The 19,907-nt window shown below is 58.5% G+C and carries 16 protein-coding genes; 11 read left to right on the plus strand and 5 right to left on the minus strand.

The features are described from left to right. Positions 1-155 precede the first annotated feature (155 nt). The gene (locus OGM81_06460; GenBank protein UYJ44754.1) at positions 156-1,943 is read right to left on the minus strand and encodes a M24 family metallopeptidase; all 1,788 of its coding nucleotides are present in this window, start codon (positions 1,941-1,943) and stop codon (positions 156-158) included. Positions 1,944-2,161: 218 nt separating this feature from the next. Between OGM81_06460 and OGM81_06465 the strand changes: the two genes are divergently transcribed. From OGM81_06465 to OGM81_06480, 4 genes are all read left to right on the plus strand, one after another. Next, on the plus strand, positions 2,162-3,358 hold the full coding sequence (locus tag OGM81_06465; GenBank protein ID UYJ44755.1) for a GTP-binding protein: 1,197 nt from the start codon (positions 2,162-2,164) through the stop codon (positions 3,356-3,358). Between the two features lie 79 nt (positions 3,359-3,437). Beyond that, positions 3,438-4,415: an outer membrane insertion C- signal gene (locus OGM81_06470; GenBank protein UYJ44756.1), complete on the plus strand. Its 978-nt coding sequence runs from the start codon at positions 3,438-3,440 to the stop codon at positions 4,413-4,415. Between the two features lie 157 nt (positions 4,416-4,572). Next, positions 4,573-4,845, plus strand: coding sequence for a hypothetical protein (locus OGM81_06475; GenBank protein UYJ44757.1), 273 nt, complete (start codon positions 4,573-4,575; stop codon positions 4,843-4,845). Between the two features lie 202 nt (positions 4,846-5,047). Then, on the plus strand, positions 5,048-6,823 hold the full coding sequence (locus OGM81_06480; protein ID UYJ44758.1) for an oleate hydratase: 1,776 nt from the start codon (positions 5,048-5,050) through the stop codon (positions 6,821-6,823). Positions 6,824-6,881: 58 nt separating this feature from the next. Here OGM81_06480 and OGM81_06485 read toward each other — a convergent pair whose 3' ends face one another. The 3 genes from OGM81_06485 to OGM81_06495 form a co-directional block, all read right to left on the minus strand. After that, the gene (locus OGM81_06485; protein ID UYJ44759.1) at positions 6,882-7,253 is read right to left on the minus strand and encodes a RidA family protein; all 372 of its coding nucleotides are present in this window, start codon (positions 7,251-7,253) and stop codon (positions 6,882-6,884) included. A 72-nt stretch (positions 7,254-7,325) separates the two neighbouring features. Beyond that, a complete protein-coding gene (locus tag OGM81_06490; protein UYJ44760.1) occupies positions 7,326-8,312 on the minus strand; it encodes a helix-turn-helix domain-containing protein in 987 nt (328 codons plus the stop codon). Between the two features lie 130 nt (positions 8,313-8,442). Further along, positions 8,443-9,624 (minus strand): MFS transporter, encoded by a 1,182-nt coding sequence (locus OGM81_06495; protein UYJ44761.1) that lies wholly within the window; start codon positions 9,622-9,624, stop codon positions 8,443-8,445. Positions 9,625-9,948: 324 nt separating this feature from the next. On the opposite strand from OGM81_06495, the gene OGM81_06500 reads away from it, so the two are divergent. Together OGM81_06500 and OGM81_06505 are read left to right on the plus strand one after the other, a co-directional pair. Continuing rightward, the gene (locus OGM81_06500) at positions 9,949-11,256 is read left to right on the plus strand and encodes a H(+)-transporting ATPase (GenBank protein UYJ44762.1); all 1,308 of its coding nucleotides are present in this window, start codon (positions 9,949-9,951) and stop codon (positions 11,254-11,256) included. A 152-nt stretch (positions 11,257-11,408) separates the two neighbouring features. Next, on the plus strand, positions 11,409-12,080 hold the full coding sequence (locus tag OGM81_06505) for a TrkA family potassium uptake protein (GenBank protein UYJ44763.1): 672 nt from the start codon (positions 11,409-11,411) through the stop codon (positions 12,078-12,080). A 153-nt stretch (positions 12,081-12,233) separates the two neighbouring features. On the opposite strand, the gene yfcE is transcribed toward OGM81_06505, so the two are convergent. Continuing rightward, a complete protein-coding gene (gene yfcE, locus OGM81_06510; GenBank protein UYJ44764.1) occupies positions 12,234-12,779 on the minus strand; it encodes a phosphodiesterase in 546 nt (181 codons plus the stop codon). Positions 12,780-12,875: 96 nt separating this feature from the next. On the opposite strand from yfcE, the gene OGM81_06515 reads away from it, so the two are divergent. The 5 genes from OGM81_06515 (at position 12,876) to OGM81_06535 (ending at position 19,858) form a co-directional block, all read left to right on the plus strand. Further along, a complete protein-coding gene (locus tag OGM81_06515) occupies positions 12,876-13,961 on the plus strand; it encodes a Xaa-Pro peptidase family protein (GenBank protein ID UYJ44765.1) in 1,086 nt (361 codons plus the stop codon). Between the two features lie 281 nt (positions 13,962-14,242). Continuing rightward, positions 14,243-15,076, plus strand: coding sequence for an MYG1 family protein (locus OGM81_06520; GenBank protein ID UYJ44766.1), 834 nt, complete (start codon positions 14,243-14,245; stop codon positions 15,074-15,076). Beyond that, a complete protein-coding gene (locus OGM81_06525) occupies positions 15,073-15,975 on the plus strand; it encodes a GNAT family N-acetyltransferase (protein ID UYJ44767.1) in 903 nt (300 codons plus the stop codon). The genes OGM81_06520 and OGM81_06525 overlap by 4 nt, the downstream gene beginning before the upstream one ends. Before the next feature lie 217 nt (positions 15,976-16,192). After that, positions 16,193-18,583 (plus strand): hypothetical protein, encoded by a 2,391-nt coding sequence (locus tag OGM81_06530; protein UYJ44768.1) that lies wholly within the window; start codon positions 16,193-16,195, stop codon positions 18,581-18,583. Between the two features lie 369 nt (positions 18,584-18,952). Continuing rightward, positions 18,953-19,858: a class I mannose-6-phosphate isomerase gene (locus OGM81_06535; GenBank protein ID UYJ44769.1), complete on the plus strand. Its 906-nt coding sequence runs from the start codon at positions 18,953-18,955 to the stop codon at positions 19,856-19,858. The last annotated feature ends 49 nt before the right edge of the window (positions 19,859-19,907 follow it).

Below are 19,907 nucleotides of genomic sequence, written 5' to 3' on the forward strand. Positions count from 1 at the left end.
CTCCTGTAAAAAAGCACAAAAAAATAACGAGTGACGCGATAACCGGATTTACGCAGTTACGCCACTCGTTATTGTTTTTATTGTACCAATTTCACCCGGGAAATGCAAAGGTGGTTTTGCACAAAGATTTTTGGGTTCACCAAATGGTTTTTATATTACCGTCCGATGGGTGCGCACTTATTCTTCAGCCACACCTTTTCGTCCTCGGTCAGGCGGGGGCTGAGCATTTCGTACACGTGGGCGTGGTAGTTGTTCAGCCAGGTGATCTGGTCGCGGCTCAGCTCGTCCACCAGTACGGGGGTAGTGTCGATAGGCACCAAGGTCAGCGGGGCAAAGCCCAGCCAATGGCCGTACTGGTTGTCGCCCAGGTCGATGCACTCCAGCTCGTTCTCGATGCGGATGCCTACCTCGTCGGTCTCGTAGATACCCGGCTCGTCGGTGATGGTCATGCCCGGCTTGAAGATGATAGGGTTGTTGGGACGCAGGCTCTGGGGGCCTTCATGCACGCCGGAGATAAAGCCGACGCCGTGGCCGGTGCCGCAGCGGTAGTTGATCTGGTGTGCCCAAACAGGGCCGCGGGCAAAGGTATCCAGCGCAAAGCCGGTGCAGTAATCCAGGAACACCGCGCGGGCCATGTCGATATGGCTCTGCAGCACGTAGGTGTAGTAACGGCGCTCGTTGTCGGTCAGCGGGCCGACGGTGTAAGTACGGGTGATATCGGTAGTGCCGCAGTCATACTGGCCGCCGTTGTCTACCAGCAGGAAGCCCTTCGGATCGATCTTGCTGTTGACGTCGCCCTCAGCATGGTAGTGCATCATGGCAGCGTTGGTGCCATAAGCGGCGATGGTGGAGAAGCTGTCCTCGAAGTAACCGGGCATCTCGGCGCGGCGCTTCTGCAGCATGGTCTCGATGTCCGTCTCGTAAAGGGTCTCGCCGTTGGCCATAGCCTTTTCCAGATCCATCTGGAAGCGGACGACAGCCACACCGTCACGGACATGGCACTCGCGGATATTCTCCAGCTCGGTGGGGTTCTTGATGCCCTTCAGCGCAAAGATGGGGTCGGCACCGGCCACGGTCTTATGGGCAGTCAGGGCGGTGTACAGGTCGTAGTTGGTGGCCTTCTCGTCCACCAGGAACACCTCGTCGGCAGGCAGGGCGTGAACAGCATCCACCAGCTCGTTGTAGCCGCGCACGGTCACACCGCTGGCAGCCAGGGTGGCAGCATCCTCGGCGTTTAGACGGCCGTCGGCCAAAAACAGAGTGCAGGCCTCACGGGTGACCAGGGCGTAAGCCACGGCCAGCGGGGTGCAGGGCAGGTCGCGGGCACGCAGGTTCAGCAGCCAGCCCACGCAGTCCAGGCCGGTGACGGCCAGGGCAGTAGCACCGGCCTTTTCCAGTTCGGCGCGCACCAGGGCGATGCGGTCCGCAGCGGTGGCGCCGGTCTGGGCCGGGGTCAGCAGCTCGCAGGCGGTGTCAGGCAAGGGCTTGCGCTCGCCGGTAGCATCCCAGATGGAGCTGGCTACGTCCTGACTCTTGAGGGCAGCGCCGCTTTTGGCCAGGGCGGCGGCGTATTCCTCGGCCAAAGTGGCGGGCACACAGCTGCCGTCCAGCAGCAGGGTCTCGCCGGCCGTGAAGTTGGCGGTCAGGTACTCGGCCACAGTAGGCACACCGGCAGAACCAGCGTGCATGCACTGGATCTCGGTGCCGGCCAGCTGCTTGTCCGCCTGGACATAGAAACGGCCATCGCACCACAGGGCGCTGGTGTGCTGGTTCACCACCAGGGTGGAGTTCTCGCCGGTAAAGCCGGAGAACCAGGGCAGGGCGTTGTAATAGTCAGGCAGGTACTCACTGCAATGGGGATCACTGGTCATCAGCAGCACACCGTCGGCCCCGGCTGCTTTTGCAGCGGCGCGCAGTGCGGCGATTTTTTCGTTGGTAGTCAAAACGGATCGCTCCTTTTTATTAATGTAGGCTAGGAATATCATACCACTTTCTTAGGAAATAATAAAGAGGGTAGACTTTTTCGCGATAAATTTTCAAAAAATTCAAAAATTTCCGCGCAAAAAGGCCCGAAACCCCTTGACGCGTTTGTTATAATGATATTAGCAGTTAAACACATATATTGCTAACATCTGTGAACATTTGAATAGAGGTAACAATCATGGCAGAAAACAAGACAAAGATCGACATTTTCTCCGGCTTTTTGGGTGCCGGTAAAACCACACTGATCAAAAAGCTGATCCAGGAAGCTTTCAAGGGTGAGAAGATCGTCCTGATCGAGAACGAGTTCGGCGAGATCGGCATCGACGGCGGCTTCATGCGTGAGGCTGGCATCCAGGTCAATGAGCTGAACTCCGGCTGCATCTGCTGCAGCCTGGTGGGAGACTTCCGCGAGGCCCTGAAGAAGGTTGTCGAGACCTACCATCCCGACCGCATCCTCATCGAGCCCTCCGGCGTTGGCAAGCTGTCTGATGTGACCCGCGCCGTTGAGGGCGTGGCCGAGACCCTGCCTGTCGTGCTGAACAGCTTTGTCACTGTGGCCGATGTGAACAAGGTCAAGATGTATATGAAGAACTTTGGCGAGTTCTATGATGACCAGGTCAGCCATGCCTCCTGCATTATCCTGAGCCGCACCGGCAACGCCAGCGAGGAGAAGATCGCCGCCGCTGTCGCCATGCTGGCCGAGAAGAACCCCACCGCTACCATCGTGACCACCGATTGGACCGCCCTGACCGGTGCCCAGATCGTTTCCGTCATGGACGGCAAGCGCGATCTGGTGGCTGAGCTGCTGGCCGAGGCCAAAGCTTCCAACGAGGCCCACGCCGATGAGGACGAGCACGAACACCACCATCATCACCACCATGACGAGGATGGCGACGAGCATGAGTGCTGCCACCATCATCATGACGACGATGATGATGACGACGAGCACGAACACCATCATGAGCATGGCGAGCATTGCTGCCACCATGACCACGACGAACACGATCACGACCATGACGACGATGATGACCATGATGAGCATCATCACGAGCATGGCGAGCATTGCTGCTGCGGCCATCATCACCATCATCATGACCACGACGCCGACGAGATCTTCACCAGCTGGGGCAAAGAGACCGCCCACAAGTACAGCCGCGAGGATCTGGACAGCGCCCTGGAAAAGCTGGACAGTTGCGCTTACGGCATGATCCTGCGCGCCAAGGGCATCGTCGATGGCGGCGACACCTGGTATGAATTCGACATGGTTCCCGGCGAGCATGAGATCCGCGCCTGCGGCCCCGATGTCACCGGCAAGCTGTGCGTCATCGGCTCTGACCTGAAGGAGCACGAGATCGCCGCGTTGTTTCACGTCTGATATTCAAACGCAATTTATCTCCGTGCGGGCAGACCTGCTTTGACCGCATGCTTCACGATTTACCGAAAGGATTTCCACCATGGCAAAACAGATCCCGGTTTACCTGTTTGTTGGTCAGCTGGAAAGCGGCAAGACCAAGTTCATCCAGGAAACGATGGAAGACCCCAACTTCGACTCCGGCGACAAGACACTGCTGCTTGTCTGCGAGGAGGGCGAGTTGGAATATGATCCCTCGCGCTTCGCTTTCGGCGGCGTGCATGTCGCCCAGATCGAGGACAAGAGCGAGCTGACCCCCGAAAACTTGACCGCGCTGGAGAAAAAGTCCGGCTGCGGCCGTGTCATCATTGAGTACAACGGCATGTGGCTGGTGCAGGAACTGTACGACGCCATGCCGGATAACTGGCTGGTGTACCAGTGCCTGGCCACCGCCGACGGCACCACCATCAAGACCTACGCCGGCGACAACGCCATGCGCGGCCTGCTGCTGGACAAGCTGCGCGGCAGCGAGCTGCTGGTGGTCAACCGTGCCGAGGCCGTGAACGACGACGAGAGCCGTCAGCTCATCCACAAGCTGGTGCGCCAGGCCAGCCGCCGCTGCGATATCGCCTATGAGTTCAAGGATGGCAGCGTAGCCTACGATGACATCCCCGATCCGCTGCCCTTCGACATCAATGCCCCGGTCATCGAGATCCCGGAGGAGTTCTTCGGCGTGTGGTACATGGATTGCATGGATGACCCGAAGAAATACGACGGCAAGACGGTGAAATACTTGGCCCAGGTCTGCCAGACCCCGCAGGCCGGCAAGGGTGCCTTTGTGCCCGGCCGCTTCGCCATGACCTGCTGCGTGCAGGACATCCAGTTCGTCGGCATGCCCTGCAAGTACGACGACTATAAGTCGCTGGAGCAGCGCAGCTGGATCACCATCACCGCTAAAATCAACGTGAAGTACCACCCCATCTACAAGGGCCAGACCCCTGATTCCACCGGCCCGGTGCTGACCGCCCTGTCTGTGGAGCCTGCCGAAAAGCCCGCCCAGGATGTGGTCATGTTCAGCTGATTACCTTTACGTTATAATAAGTTTTACCCCCCCCCTGTCTGCGCAGAAACGCGTCCGGCAGGGGGATTTTTGTTGTATATAAAATGTTGCGGGGCTGGTGTTTTGCGTCGAGTTATGCTGTGCTAACCTTGACGTGGCAACCTTGAGGAGGGTTCGTATGAATGTACTGGTCAAAGAGGGCATTTTAGGCGCCATTTTGCTGATCGTGGGCGTGTTTGACCGCCTGTATATTGATTGGTACTGGGTGGGCCGCACCAAAGCGTGGATCATCCCCGGCACCGAGGACCTGATGCCCTGCATGCCGCAAAGCGACAGAGGGGCCCGACGTGTAAGCTGGTGGCATGGCGCAATCGTGCCGGAGGGATTGCAGCCTTACGGTGTAGACCGATTTACAACACAGACGGGACGATCCCTCAGTCAGCCTCGCTGACAGCTCCCTCACAGAGGGAGCCTTTTGCTCGTCACTGTCATAAATCATTCATAATCTATACAATTCATCCCCGGTGATAAAAAACTTATCACCGGGGATTTTTTGCTGATTGTAAGCAGGGCCCCCGCGGGCTATACTATAAGCATCCCAAGCAACAACACCCCAAAAACAACGTAAGCATGAAACCTAAGGAGGTTTTTGTATGTATTATTCCAGCGGTAATTATGAAGCTTTTGCTATCCCCAAAAAGCCCGAAGGCGTCGACGCCAAGTCCGCCTATCTGATTGGCAGCGGCCTGGCTGCACTGTCTGCCGCCTGCTTCCTGGTGCGTGACGGCCAGATGAAGGGTGAGCATGTCCACATTCTGGAAAAAGACCCCATCCCCGGCGGCGCCTGCGATGGCTATAAGTATCAGGACATCGGCTACGTCATGCGCGGCGGCCGTGAAATGGACAACCATTTTGAGTGCATGTGGGACCTGTTCCGCTCCATCCCCTCCATCGAGGACGAGAACTACACCGTGCTGGACGAGTACTACTGGCTGAACAAGGCCGACCCCAACTACAGCCTCTGCCGTGCCACCGTCAACCGCGGCCAGGATGCCCACACCGACGGCAAATTCGGCCTGTCTGACAAGGGCGCTATGGAGATCCTGCAGCTGTTCATGACCCCGGATGAGAAGCTGTACGATAAAAAGATCACCGACTTCTTCGACGATGAGGTGCTGAACACTAATTTCTGGATGTACTGGCGCACGATGTTCGCTTTTGAGAACTGGCACAGCGCCCTGGAGATGAAGCGCTACCTGCAGCGTTATATCCACCATATCGGCGGTCTGCCTGATTTCACAGCCCTGCGCTTTACCCGCTACAACCAGTACGAGTCGATGATCCTGCCCATGGTCAAGTACCTGGAAAGCTTCGGCGTGCAGTTCCACTACAACACCAAGGTTGTCAACGTGGCCTTTGACTGCGCCGGCGGCAAAAAGCAGGCTACCCGCATCGACATCCTGCGCGATGGCCTGGAGGATTGCATCGACCTGACCGAGAATGACCTGGTCTTTATCACCAACGGCGGCTGTGTTGAAAATTCCACCATCGGCAGCCAGAACACCGCCGCCCCCTATCGCCCCGAAATCAAGGAGGGCGGCGGCTGGGACCTGTGGCGCAAGATCGCAGCCCAGGACCCCAGCTTCGGCCATCCGGATAAGTTCTGCTATGACCCCGAACTCTCCAACTGGATGAGCGCCACCATCACCACCCTGGACCAGAAGATCGTGCCCTATATCAAAAAGATCTGCAAGCGCGATCCGTTCAGCGGCAAGGTGGTTACCGGCGGCATTGTTACCGTCAAGGATTCCAGCTGGCTGCTCAGCTGGACGCTGAACCGCCAGCAGCAGTTCCGCGACCAGCCCAAGGACCAGCTTTGCGTCTGGGTCTACGGCTTGTTCAGCGATAAGCCGGGCGACTTCGTTAAGAAGCCGATGCGGGAATGCACCGGCAAGGAGATCTGCATGGAGTGGCTGTACCACATCGGTGTGCCCGCCGACCAGATCGAGGAGCTGGCGGCCAACAGCGCCAACACCGTGCCCTGCATGATGCCGTATATTGATGCCTTCTTTATGCCGCGTGCTGCGGGCGACCGCCCCGATGTCGTGCCCGAGGGCGCTGTGAACTTCGCCTTCCTGGGCCAGTTCGCAGAGACCGAGCGCGACACCATCTTTACCACGGAGTATTCCATCCGCACCGGTATGGAGGCTGTTTACACCCTGCTGAACGTCGACCGCGGCGTGCCCGAGGTCTGGGGCAGCGTGTATGACATCCGCTGCCTGCTGGATGCCACCGTGAAACTGCGCGACGGCAAAAAGATCACCGACATGGAGATGCCGCTGGTAGGCAAGCTGGCCCTGAAAGAGGCCCTGAAAAAGATTGAAGGCACCGAGGTGGAGAAGCTGCTGAAGGAGTATAATGTGATTTAAGCCCCTTATAAAAGGGAACAAGGCCCTGCCGAAAGGCAGGGCCTTGTTGTTTGTGATGTTAACCGCGTGCGGCGATGCACTCGATCTCCACCAGCGCACCCTTGGGCAGGGCGGCGATCTGCACGCAGCTGCGGGCGGGATACTCGTGGAAATACTGGGCATAGATCTCGTTCACGGTGCCAAAGTCGCCCAGGTCCTGCACAAAGACCGTGGTTTTGACAACATTGTCCAGGGTCAGACCGGCTTCGGCCAGCACGGCCTGCAGGTTCTTCAGGGACTGGTGGGCCTGTGCCACTACGCCCTCAGCCAGAGCGCCGGTGGCGGGGTCAATACCCAGCTGGCCGCTGCAGTAAACGGTGCTGCCGGTGTCCACGGCCTGCACATAGGGACCAAGCGCGGCGGGTGCCTTATCAGATACAATACGCTTCATACAAAACAACTCCCTCTTATAATATGAAGATGGCCCTATTGTACGCGCGTTTGGGTGAAAAGTAAAGCCTCTTTATTGCTTTTTTCGCCGGGCGGCTTTCATCACCACCATCACGGCGGCAAACACGACACCGGCGATGGCCCAGATGAACCAGCTGTACTGCGGCTGGCCGTTGCCGTAGGGGCCGAAGGTGTAAAACAGGAAAATGGCTACCACCACCAGCCAGTAGGCGGCAGCAACCGCGCCGATGACCCCCTTGCGGGCCTTGGCGTCGCGGGTGAAGTCACCTTCCTCCAGCAGTTGGTCCATGGCATCGTGTACGGTGCCTGCCCATACAAACGCATACACACCGCAGGCCACCAGCACCATGAGCAGGCAGACGGAGAGCGCGGCTAAAAGGTCGGCATTGCACATCATAGCGGCAAACAGCGGCACGGCGGCCAGTATGCACAGCACGGTGCCTATGGTGTTGGCGCGGTTGTAATGGGCGGCAAAGGCATCACGCCGCTCCCGCACCAAGCCGGTTACGCCATACTCAGTGTCGATGGGCTCTTTTTCGAGAAATTCATACGGCTTTACCGCCGCGCCGCACTGCATAAACAGCACCACCGCCACGGCTACCAGCGCCAGCAGAATGCACAGCCCCAGCCCGGCGGCAAAATTCTCGCTGATGCCAAGCAGGTTATACTCGCTCAAAGCGCACAGCGCCAGCAGTGAAACCGGGCTGAGCACGCACAATGCCGTGGCCAGCGCCATTCTGGGCGCATTGGCGCGGGCTTTTTTCAGATAATCCCCTGCCTGTGTTAGCGTGACCCGGTGCAGGGCAGGGGTGTCATCCTCGGTGGTATATTCCGGCTCGCCCTGTTCCTCTTTTAATAAGTAGTCGGTGGTCACACCGAACAGACGGGCTAACTGCAAAATTTTGTCGATGTCGGGTACCGATTGGGCACCCTCCCACTTGGAGACCGATTGCCGGGTCACGCCCAGCTTTTCAGCCAATTCCTCCTGGGACCAGCCCGCTTTCTTGCGTAAGGTAATGAGTTTGTCAGCAAAGATCATGGGGAAAACCTCCTCTTGGTTGTTCGTGGTTGTTTTACTGTCTGCACTCTACCATTTTTCCCGGTTGCGGGGCAAGAAAGTGGAACTGGAAGTTTGTCAACGGGTAGTTGCAACTGCGATGTATCGTAAATTATTTTCTGCGCGGCAGCGTCAGGGCCGAAAGCAGCACCAACCCGCCCAAAGCGCAAAGTCCCGCCCCGGCCAGGCCGGTCACATCGGCGATCAGCCCGATCAGCGGGCTGGCGGGGATCATCAGCACGCTGTAAGCCATGTTGTCAACGCTGATCAGCGTGGCCCGGCGGTCGCTGGGGATGGCATCATTGAACCGCTGCATCGCGTGCAGGAACCACACGCTCAACGATGCCTGCACCAGCATCGGCCCCACCAGGCAACCCCAGGCAGGCCCGGCCCCGGCCAACAGCACACCACCGCCGCAGACCAGGGCACACAGTCGGTACAGCGGGCGCAATTTCCCGGGATGCAGCCGCCGTGCCAGCGCTGTGCATACCATGGCGGCAGCCGAGGCCAGCAGGGGAGAGACGAACAGCCAGGAGGCATCCCACCCCAGCGTGACCAGCCGCTGCTGTACAAACATCGTGGTCAGGTAGCTGGGCAGCGAGATGATGGCATCCGCAGTGATCAGCCGCACCGCCAGCGGCGTAGTGCGCAGCACGGCCGCACTATCTGTGATATGGACGCGCAGCCGGGCGGCTATATCCGCAAAGGGATTCTGCTGCCGCGCAGCTTGGGCCTCGGTCACCAGAGGCTCCTGCAAAGTCAGCGCCGCCAGCAGCGAGCAAAAGCAGATCGCTGCATTGGCCAGGTAAAACCTGGCAAATTGCAGCACGTCGGAGAGTAAACTTGCCAGCGACCCCAGCGCTGTGGCCAGCTTTTGCAAAACCGAGATTTTTGCGTCAGCCTGCAAATATTCGTTTTCCCGCCCGGCAGTTTTCAGGCTGTCATAGGTCAGGGCCTCCAGCGTGCCGGAGATCATCGTGCAGGCCAGCGCTTTCAGTGCCATGGCGGCGCATACAGCGGCCAGATTGGGAGAAAACGCCATCGTTACATCGGAGAAAATTTCAAACACAGCGCTGACGGCCAGATTCAGCCGCCGCCCCAGCAGGTCAGCGGCCACGCCGCTGGGTACCTCGCACAGCAGACTGGTGAGGTGGAAAACAGCTTCGGCCAGACCGATCTGCGCCAGCGTAAAGCCCCGGGCGGCCAGCAGCGCCACCCAGACGGCATCGGTCAGCCGCAGGCAGGAGGTAAACGAGTACACGCGCACCGCGCGCAATTGCTTTGGTAAATTCATCGGGAACACCCTTTCTTTAGACATACAAGAAATAGGTGCCCAAAAATAAACGACCCCACAGCAAAGCTGCAGGGTCGATAGTGTTACACTTCAACCTTGCTTTGCCGGGTCAGTTTTAAAAATGGGCACACTTCTAGCTCTGATTGCTTAAGGGTTTCCTTTTTTCTGGAAAAGAACACCAAAGCGCCAGCGCATGGGTGTGCCCTCCTTCCCGGTAAAATATAGGGTAACTATACCACGCCTGGTGTGCTTCGTCAAGTACTGCTTGACGCATCCGCCCTTTCGTGGTAAAGTAGGAATAATTTACGAATCACAGGTGAAAATGTGGAAAACTTCAAAAAAATCACAAAACAGCAGTCTCCTGCGCGCACCATCGCCTTTGGCTTTGCGGTGCTCATCTTCATCGGCGCGGCGCTGCTCTCGCTGCCCATCGCGGTGCGCGGGGCCGTGCAGCTGCCGGGGCTGGACGCTCTGTTTACCGCCACCAGCGCTGTCTGCGTGACCGGGCTGGTCACGGTGGACCCCGGCGATACCTTTACGCTGTTCGGCCAGGCCGTGCTGGCAGTGCTGATGCAGCTGGGGGGCCTGGGCATATCCTCGGTCAGCATGGGGCTGGCCATTGCGGCGGGGCGGCGCATCAGTTTCCGCGGCCGCAGCCTGGTGCGGGAGGCCCTCAACGTGGAAAGTTTCGGGGGCATGGTCAAGCTGGTGCGGTCCATTATGGCCATGACTCTGCTGGTGGAGGGCATCGGCGCGGTGGCCAGCTACCCGGTGTTTGCCCGGGACTATTCGCCGCTGCATGCCGCCTGGATCAGCGTGTTCCACGCGATCGCTTCCTTTAATAATGCAGGGCTCGATGTGCTGGGCGGCGGCCACAGCCTGATCCCCTACTGCAATAACCTTTGGCTGAACCTTGTCACCGATGGGATGATCGTCTTGGGCGGCATCGGCTTTATGGTGATGCTGGATGTACTGCGCTGCCGCGGGCGGTTCCGCAAACTGACGCTGCACAGCAAGGTGGTGCTTTCCACCACGGCCGTGCTGATTTTGGGCGGTGCGATACTGCTTTGGCTGAGCGAGCCGATCAGCTTTTTGGCGGCGCTGTTCCAAAGCATCACCACCCGCACGGCGGGTTTTTCCACCATCGATATTGGTGCCATGACCAATGCCGGGCTGCTGGTGATAATGATTTTAATGTTCATCGGCGCGTCGCCTGGGTCTACGGGCGGCGGCATCAAGACCACCACCTTTTTTGTGCTGATGCAGGAGGTGCGCATCATCTTCTCCAAGCGCAGATTGGGTGCGTTCAGGCGCCGCCTGCCGGAGGAAAGCCTGGCCAAAGCCGCTACCATCACGCTGCTGGGCACCATCGTGGTGTTTGTGGGCACCTTCATGCTCTGCGTGCTGGAGCCGCAGCACAGTTTTGTGCAGCTGCTGTTTGAGCAGATCTCGGCCTACAGCACGGCGGGCCTGTCGATGGGCATCACCTCCAGCCTGCATGCCGCCAGCAAAGCGGTGCTGATCGTCACGATGTTCATTGGCCGCGTGGGTGCGTTCACGCTGCTGTCCCTCTGGGTCTCCCGCCCGGAGCCCAGCGCCAAATATACCGAAGAAGCCATTACGATAGGGTGATATACCCCGAGAGGCCCCCTCTGCAAGGGGGCTCCCGCGAAGCAGATGGGGAGAGACTTTACCCAAAGTGCAACTATGGTGATGTCTCTCCCTCCGTCTGCGCTGTCGCGCAGACACCTCCCTCGCAGAGGGAGGCAGAAAGGAATGATTAGATGAAAAAACAACTGAAAACCGACCTCTACGGTGTGATCGGCCTGGGACGGTTCGGCACGGCACTGGTGCAGACGCTGGCCGAAGCGGGCAAAGAGGTCATCGCCATTGATAAAAACGAGGAGAAGGTCAAGGCGGTGCGCCGCTATACCGACTACGCTTTTGTGGTGGATAACCTGAGCGAGGATGCCTTAAAGGAGACCGGCATGCAGAACTGCGGCACGGTTACGGTGTGCATCGGCGAGCAGGTGGACATCAGCATCCTGACCACGATGCTGGTCATCAAACTGGGCGTGCCCCAGGTCATTGCCAAAGCCGCCAGCGAGGTGCACGGCGAGGTGCTCAAGCACCTGGGTGCCACGGTGGTTTATCCGGAGGCCGACATGGCCGTGCGCATCGGCAAGCGGCTGATCTCGGGCAATCTTTTGGATTACATCGCTCTGGATGACGGCGTCGAGGTGCGCCGCATCGCCGTGGGCGGCAAGCTGCTGGGCCGCACCATCCGCGAACTGGACGTGCGCAAGGTTTACGGCATCAACATCATCGCCGTTGAGCGCGGCCACCGCACCGATGTGGAGTTTTCCGCGGATTATCGCTTTGAAGAAGGGGATACCGTATCGGTAGTAGGCAAGGTGGAAAAGATCGGCCGCTTTGAGCGGGCAATACAGGAATAAAAAGGCAAAAAGGCCCCCTCTGAGAGGGGGCTCCCGCGAAACGGGTGGGGGAGAGACTTTACGTTGGCAGAAGTTTCAGGCTATTGCAAGGTTCTCTCCCTCAGTCAGCTTCGCTGACAGCTCCCTCCCAGAGGGAGCCTTTTTATGTTGCAATTAAATATTCAGTTCATGGTACACCGTTCCATCCAGTCCTTTCCACAAAAATTTTCCGCCCTCCAGCGTCAGGTAGCTGTGGGGGCTGTTTTCTTTGGGGAGGGAGACCGAGCCGGGGTTGAGGTAGAGGTTTCCCTCGCCAAACGCCTGCCAGGCGGGCACGTGGGTGTGGCCATGCAGCAAAATGTCGTCGGGCTGCAGCGGCGGCAGATGGGCAGTGTTGTACACATGGCCGTGGGTGGCGTAGATCAGCCGCTCGCCCTCGGTCAGCACTGCATAATCTGCCATGATGGGAAAGTCCAGCACCATCTGGTCTACCTCGCCGTCGCAGTTGCCGCGCACGCAGAAGATGCGGTCCTTGCGCTCGTTCAGCATCGCCAGCACCTCTTTGGGGGCGTAGCCTTCGGGCAGGTCGTTGCGGGGGCCGTGGTACAAAATATCACCCAGCAAAAATAAGCGCGGGGCACCCTCGCGGTCCCAAGCGTCCAACAGTTGATGGGTATAGTAAGCGGACCCGTGCAGGTCCGATGCGATCATCAGTTTCATAAACATCACCTCGTAATTTTATTGTACAGGCTCTTTATAAGAATTGCAAGCCGTGGCTAACCATGTTATAATGCCAAGGAAAGGATGATGATTTTAATGAAAAGGATTCATGCTGAACGTATCGCCCGGGTGCGCACCGCGCTGGAAAGCTGCGGCCTGACCCAGATGATCGTATGTGACCCCAAGAGCGTGTGGTACCTGACCGGCGTAGCCGTGGAACCCTACGAGCGCCTGCTGGCCCTCTACCTGCCGGTAGCAGGCGAACCCACGCTTTTTTTGAATAAGTTGTTCAACGTGTCCAACCCGCCGTGCCAGGCTATCTGGCATACCGACACCGACGCGCCTGTTGAGCAAATTGCCGTCGTGGTGGATGCCGGCAAGCCGCTGGGCATCGATAAGGAATGGCCCGCCAGGTTCCTGATCCCGCTGATGGAAGCCCACCCCGCTATGCCGGTAAAACTGGCCAGCGATTGCGTGGATAACTGCCGCGCCTGCAAGGATGAGGCCGAGCAGGCGCTTATGCGCACGGCCTCCCACATCAACGACCTGGTCAACGAGGAAGCCAAGCACTACGTCAAGGCCGGCATGACCGAGCGCCAGGTGGCCGAGTTCATCGACGCCCGGTTCCGCGCCCATGGCTGCGAAGGCCCCAGCTTTACCACCATCGTATCCTTCGGCGCCAACGCCGCCGACCCCCACCACGAGCCGGACGACACCGTGCTGAAAGAGGGCGACTGCGTGCTGTTTGATATGGGCTGTGTGAAAGACCGCTATTGCAGCGACATGACCCGCACCTGGTTCTGCGGCCAGCCCACCGAGAAGCAGGCCGCCGTGCACGATCTGGTGCGCCGCGCCAACGAGGCCGCCGAGGCCCTTATCAAGCCGGGCGTAAAGCTGTGCGACCTGGACGCCGCCGCCCGTGACCTCATCACCGAGGCCGGTTACGGCGAGTATTTCAACCATCGTCTGGGCCACTTCATCGGCCAGACCGACCACGAGAAGGGAGATGTCAGCAGTGCCAACCGGACCGAGGTGCGCCCAGGCATGATCTTCTCCATCGAGCCGGGCGTTTACCTGCCGGGAGAGTTCGGCGTGCGTGTGGAGGACCTGGTCCTTGTCACCGAGACCGGCTGCGAAGTGCTGAACCACAACGATAAGCATTGGGATGTGGTTGGTAAGTAAAGGCAATACCGCATAATTCTAAGTGCCGATACGGCGAGCGAGGTGCGGCAGCTGCTAAGCCAAAAGCGCAGATAATACTTTGTGTATTATCGAGCATTTTGGCAACGCAGATGCCGTGCCGCAGCCGCCGGAGCGGTGCTTAAGCCGTCAGGCGGGAATTGTGCGGTGTTGCCTAAACAAAGCAAATACTTCTGTAGGGGTCGATGCCTGCATCGACCCGCGGGCGGATGGCGAGCATCTGCCCCTACAAATTGGCGATAAATTAAACGTAGGAGCAAACCATGAAAATACCTGCAAAAGGCTTTACCCACGGGGGCAAATTCCACGCGGATGACGTGTTCTCTACCGCCCTGCTGCAAATTGTGCGGCCGGACATCCAGGTCACGCGCGGCTTTGTGGTGCCCGATGATTTCGACGGCATCGTCTATGATGTCGGCGGCGGCATGTTCGACCACCACCAGGAGCCCCGCGAGACTCGCCCCAACGGCGTGCCCTATGCGGCGTTCGGCCTGCTGTGGCAGGTGCTGGGCGCCCAGCTGGTGGGCGAGCATCAGGCCCGCCTGCTGGACGAAAACTTCATCCAGCCGTTGGATCTGAACGATAACACCGGCGAGCAGAACTCTCTGGCTGACGCCATCGGCAGCTTCAATCCGCTGTGGGACTCGAAGGACGACCCGGACGAGTGCTTCTGGCGCGCCGTGCCGGTGGCCAAAAAGATTTTGGAAAACGAGATCGCTGCCGCCAACGCTGTCAACCGCGCCGACGACACCGTGCGCCGCGCCTATGCCAACATGAAGGACGGCATCGTGGTGCTGCCCGCCTACATGCCCTGGAAAAACGGCCTGTACAAGACCGATGCGCTGTTTGTGGTCTACCCCAGCCAGCGCGGCGGCTACAGTGCCCAGTGTGTGACCGACCACCGCACAAAACGCAGCAAACAGCCGTTCCCGCCCGCGTGGGCCGGTAAACCGGAAGCCCAGCTGCGCCAGATCAGCGGCCTGGGGCTGCGGTTCTGCCACCCCAGCCGGTTCTTGATTACGGCGGACGATAAAGAGACGGCCATCGAGGCCTGCCGCCGCACCCTGCGCGCCGCGGGCCGTAAGGTGAGCGAATGAGCGGGAAAAGCCTGCGGGGCCCGGCCCCCAGCCTGGCAGATGCCTGCCAGCCTGCCCCTGAAACCGCCTGGGTCTATCTGCTGCGCTGCCCGGACGGCAGCCTGTATGGCGGCTGGACCAACGACTTGGCCCGCCGCTTAAAGGCCCACCGCACCGGCAAGGGCGGGGCCAAGTACACCAAAAGCCACGGCGGCCCGGCCGTATGCCTTGCCTATGCCGAGCGCTGCGCTGACAAAAGCGCGGCCTTAAAGCGTGAAGCCGCCATCAAGAAACTGCCAAAGGCTGAAAAAGAAGCCCTGGCGTCAAAGTGGGCGGCGGACAACCGTATCACCATCCGCATGGCTACCCCGGCGGACGGCGCGGCGGTGGCCGAGCTGTATAACTGGTACGTGCTGCATGGCACCCAGACTTTCCAGTACCGGCTTTCCACGGCCGAGGAGTACGCCGCCAACATTGCGGGTGTGCTGGAAAAAGCACCGTTTCTGGTGGCCATCACCCCGGACGGCCGCTTGCAGGGGTTTGCCTGCGCCCACCCCTGGCACAGCCGCGAGGCCTATGCCTGGAATGTGGAGGCTACCATTTATTGCGCACCGGATTGCGTCGGCCAGGGGTTGGGTAAGCGCCTGTACACTGCCCTGCTGGAGCTGCTGCGGATGCAGGGCTACTATAACGCCTTTGCCATTGTGACCGGCGAGAACAAGGCGAGCCACGAATTCCACAAACGGATGGGCTTTACCAAAAGTTTTGTGGAAAAGCACAGCGGCTACAAGTTTGGCCGCTGGCTGGATGTGGTGTACTGGCAGTACCCGCTGCGTATCGGAGATGCCCCGCCGGAGCCGGTACGCTACCGGCTGACGGAGGCCGAGATGGTTTCAATTCTGGAAAAAGTTAATTTGTAACAAAGCAAACCGGCACAGCGCCTTTTCTGTATAACAGAAAGGCGCTGTTTTTTGTGCAGTACAGAAAAGTTATCTTAATCATTAAAAATATTGGCTGATAAAGATTGACAAAACTTAGTGGGGGGGGGTATTATACATATATCTGGTATTTTATAGGTTTATTATATAAATGCCAAAAGAAGAAGGAAATACAGAATCAGAGATGAGGTAACCAAGCATGCACCAGAATGGAATTGCAAAGCGCATTACAGCGCTTGCCCTGGGCGCGGCACTGCTTACAGCCACTGCCCTGCCTGCGTTTGCCGAGGGGACGCAGAAAGTAACGTACACGGCAGGCAACTATACGTTTGAAAAGATCTCCCACCCCACCAAGGGCACCATGTCGGCAGACGGCATTGTGGATTATATCGGCAACGGTGCGGTAGATGTGATCACCGACTCCAGCAACCCGAACTACAACGCGGGCGACCGCGGCCAGAACTACAGCTGGTCCGCTGTTGCTTACGGTGACTGGATGTATGTGGGTACCTGCTACTCGGCTATGGGCAACACGCTGACCCTGATGCAGAATATCCTGGGCGATAAGTTCGATAAGGACGTTATGGAGGCTGCCCTGAAAGCTATGTTCAACGGCACCTTCTATTATGGCCACGAGGACGGCGTGGACGGCGGCGGCATCCTGGTCAAGGTAAACACCAAGACCGGCGAGACCAAGCTGCTGATGTCCAACTCCCTCAACCACATGGCACCGCTGTTCCGCAACGCGATTGCCTATAACGGCAAGCTGTACTTCTGCGGCAGTGTGCATGTAAACGGCCGAAGCGGCCTGCCCAGCGTGTATGAGATCGACCCCACGGACGACAGCTACAAGGCCGTTTACGTGGGCCTGTCCTCCATGCAGGACTACGGCGCAGCATACAAAAAGGGCATCTCCACCGGTATCCGCGGCATGTGCGTGTATAACGGCAAGCTCGTGATCAGCAATGTTTTCGCCGATGCCACCACCGGCGAGAGCGGCGCTACCATCCTGGCTTCGTCGAACCCCTCTGAGGGCTTTACCGTGATTGCCAGCCAGCGCGACCTGTTTGACTACCCGGCCTACACCTACCGCGACAGCATCTACGGCGGTTCCGTGTGGGATATGGTCGAGTACAACGGCCACCTGTATGTTTCCATCTGCACCGGCACCGAGGAGAATGCCCCCGATGACAACACGATGCAGTCCTTCGCCATCGTGCGCGGCGACGAAAACGCCGACGGCACCTTTACCTGGACCCCGCTGATCGGCGACCAGGAGAAGGACGGCGCCCGCTACACCTTCGGCATCGACCCGGAGCGTACCCGTTCCGGCGCAGCCAACCTGATTGTTTACAAAGACCACCTCTATATCGGCGAGTACAACGACGAGCAGATCGCCATGGAGCGCATCCTTTTCAATAAGACCGGCGAGGGCAGCGATGGCTCCCTGGGCGGTGTGGATTGCAGCTTCGTCAACGCCAACCTGGAACAGTCGGTAAACCTGTACCGCATGGACAAGGACGAAAACATTGAGCTGCTGGTCGGTGATGCCACCACCATGTTCCCCAACGGCGGTATTTCCGGCATTGGTTCCGGTTTCGGCCATAACGAGAACCAGTACATCTGGCGTATGGAAGTGTACGATGGCAAGCTGTACATCGGCACCTTTGATACCAGCAGCCTGTTGGAGCCCATCGGCCAGTTCTCCAACGGCGATATTATCGGCATGACGCCCGAGCAGTGGGCGACCCAGCTGCAGTACATCAAGGAGCTGCTGGAACTGCTGTACGAAAAGAACAAAACCAACCCGGTGGCTACCTATGAAATGCAGGCTACGCCGGAGACCGCCACCCCGGAAACGGCTATGTATATGGATGACATGGCAGTGGAAGTTGAAGATTCCTTCGCCAGTGAGGCAGCTGCCCTGACTGACATGATGGAGATAGCCCCCGATGTGTTGGGCAATGATACGGAGGTGGCAGTACTGTCCCCGGAAAATTCTGTGGAGGATCGTATTACCAGTCTGCAGGATTTCTCTGACTACTACGAGACCATGCTGGACCAGTATGAACAGCTGGCCGCTGAGTATGATCTGGGTGATGACCTGAAAGATGCTTTTGAAAAGCTGCTGAACCAGGAGACCTGGGACAAGATCAAGAGCGTTCTGGTCTGCCTGAACTACATGCGCACCGCGACCCGCGGCTTTGACATGTATGTTACTTCTGACGGTGTGAACTTTGAAACGCTGACCACCAGCGGCTTCGGTGACCCGTACAACCACGGCCTGCGCGTGTTTGCTGTTACCAACCAGGGCCTGTGCCTCGGCACGGCAAACCCGTTCTATGGCACGCAGCTGTGGATCCAGCGCAAAACCGAGACCAAGCCGCAGCCGACGGCCCCTGCCGCTACTCAGAAGCCCACTACCGTGACCGCTACCGCGGCCGAGACCACCGCACCCGTGGCTAAGACCACCGGTGTTATCCCGCAGACTTCGGATGATATGCCTATCGTTCCGTTGGCGGTTGTCTGCCTGGGTGCCCTGGGTGCCTTTGGCGTGGCCTTTGCCCTGAAAAAGCGTAACCACCAGTAACCCGAACCGCAATTTCCCATAAAGCTGAATCAGCTTTTTCTGCATGCTGACGTCCCCGTCGTTGCCCCAAGCAGCCGACGGGGACGTCTTTTTTTGCCAATTAACTAAAATAGCCGCTTAAACATTAGTTAAATTCGGGTTGACCTGCCCGAGACCGGGGGAGTATAATACAGGTACATGCAAACCGTAGGGTATCCACCCCTACCATTTTGCCTGGACGCTGGCTCCCGGCGAAAGCTTCACCGCGCCGGAAGCCGCCTTTATAGCAGCGCCGGCTTTGTGCTGCACACCCTGGGCTTGCCCCTGTGGAGGGGACTACGGCGAGGTGCCTGCAAAAGACCTTCTATTTAAAAAAGGAGCAACCTGTTTATGGCAATCATCAAACTGACCCCCAGCTGCAAAGACTACCTGTGGGGAGGCAGCCGTCTGCGCACCGATTTTGGCGTGCAGAGCGATCTGGACCCGCTGGCCGAAGCCTGGGTGCTCTCCCGCCACCCGGACGGCCCCAGCTACCTGCCCGACGGTACCACCCTGGCTGATTATGCGGCCGCTCACCCGGAAGCCCTGGGCACCGATTGCGCAAAATTTGAACAGTTCCCGGTTTTGATAAAATTTATCGATGCAAGGAACGATTTGTCCATCCAGGTACACCCCTTCAATGAGTACGCACTGAAAAATGAGCACCAGTACGGCAAGACTGAGATGTGGTACGTGCTGGATTGTGAGCCGAACGCCTTTCTGTACTATGGCTTTGACCATGAGATCAGCAAAAAGGAATTTGCCGAGCGCATCAAAAACAACACCCTGACGGAGGTTTTGAACGCCGTGCCTGTGCACAAGGGGGATTGCTTTTTTATCCCGTCGGGCACGCTGCATGCCATCGGCAAGGGCATCGTGTTGGCCGAGGTACAGCAGAACTCCAACGTGACCTACCGCGTTTACGACTACGGCCGCGTCGGCGCCGACGGCAAGCCCCGAGCCCTGCATGTGGAAAAGGCACTGGATGTGACCCTGTGCACCCCGCCGGTAAAGCATGATTTTGGCGAACATCTGGCCCAGTGTGAGTATTTCACTGTGGACGCCAGAAACGGCGCCTTTGAGGGCGTGGCGGACGAGAAGAGCTTTGTTTCGCTGCTTATCACCGATGGCGAAGGCACCCTGACCAGCGGCGGCGAGACCGTGGCTGTGAAGAAGGGCGAGAGCTACTTCCTGCCCGCCGCAAGCGGCCCCTACGCCGTGACCGGCACCTGCCAGACGCTGGTGACGACCGTATAACGGAATAGATTTAAGCAATTTAGGGACAGCCCGTACTGCAGAAAACAGT

It is taken from the genome of Oscillospiraceae bacterium, from assembly GCA_025758045.1.
Classification (GTDB): domain Bacteria; phylum Bacillota; class Clostridia; order Oscillospirales; family Ruminococcaceae; genus Gemmiger.

Excerpts from the sequence above, each read along its gene's own strand:
- OGM81_06465 (UYJ44755.1), top strand. The coding sequence starts at position 2,162 with ATGGCAGAAAACAAGACAAAGATCGACATTTTCTCCGGCTTTTTGGGT.
- OGM81_06470 (UYJ44756.1), top strand. The coding sequence starts at position 3,438 with ATGGCAAAACAGATCCCGGTTTACCTGTTTGTTGGTCAGCTGGAAAGC.
- OGM81_06475 (UYJ44757.1), top strand. The coding sequence starts at position 4,573 with ATGAATGTACTGGTCAAAGAGGGCATTTTAGGCGCCATTTTGCTGATC.
- OGM81_06480 (UYJ44758.1), top strand. The coding sequence starts at position 5,048 with ATGTATTATTCCAGCGGTAATTATGAAGCTTTTGCTATCCCCAAAAAG.
- OGM81_06485 (UYJ44759.1), bottom strand. The coding sequence starts at position 7,253 with ATGAAGCGTATTGTATCTGATAAGGCACCCGCCGCGCTTGGTCCCTAT.
- OGM81_06490 (UYJ44760.1), bottom strand. The coding sequence starts at position 8,312 with ATGATCTTTGCTGACAAACTCATTACCTTACGCAAGAAAGCGGGCTGG.
- OGM81_06495 (UYJ44761.1), bottom strand. The coding sequence starts at position 9,624 with ATGAATTTACCAAAGCAATTGCGCGCGGTGCGCGTGTACTCGTTTACC.
- OGM81_06505 (UYJ44763.1), top strand. The coding sequence starts at position 11,409 with ATGAAAAAACAACTGAAAACCGACCTCTACGGTGTGATCGGCCTGGGA.
- yfcE (UYJ44764.1), bottom strand. The coding sequence starts at position 12,779 with ATGAAACTGATGATCGCATCGGACCTGCACGGGTCCGCTTACTATACC.
- OGM81_06515 (UYJ44765.1), top strand. The coding sequence starts at position 12,876 with ATGAAAAGGATTCATGCTGAACGTATCGCCCGGGTGCGCACCGCGCTG.
- OGM81_06520 (UYJ44766.1), top strand. The coding sequence starts at position 14,243 with ATGAAAATACCTGCAAAAGGCTTTACCCACGGGGGCAAATTCCACGCG.
- OGM81_06525 (UYJ44767.1), top strand. The coding sequence starts at position 15,073 with ATGAGCGGGAAAAGCCTGCGGGGCCCGGCCCCCAGCCTGGCAGATGCC.
- OGM81_06530 (UYJ44768.1), top strand. The coding sequence starts at position 16,193 with ATGCACCAGAATGGAATTGCAAAGCGCATTACAGCGCTTGCCCTGGGC.
- OGM81_06535 (UYJ44769.1), top strand. The coding sequence starts at position 18,953 with ATGGCAATCATCAAACTGACCCCCAGCTGCAAAGACTACCTGTGGGGA.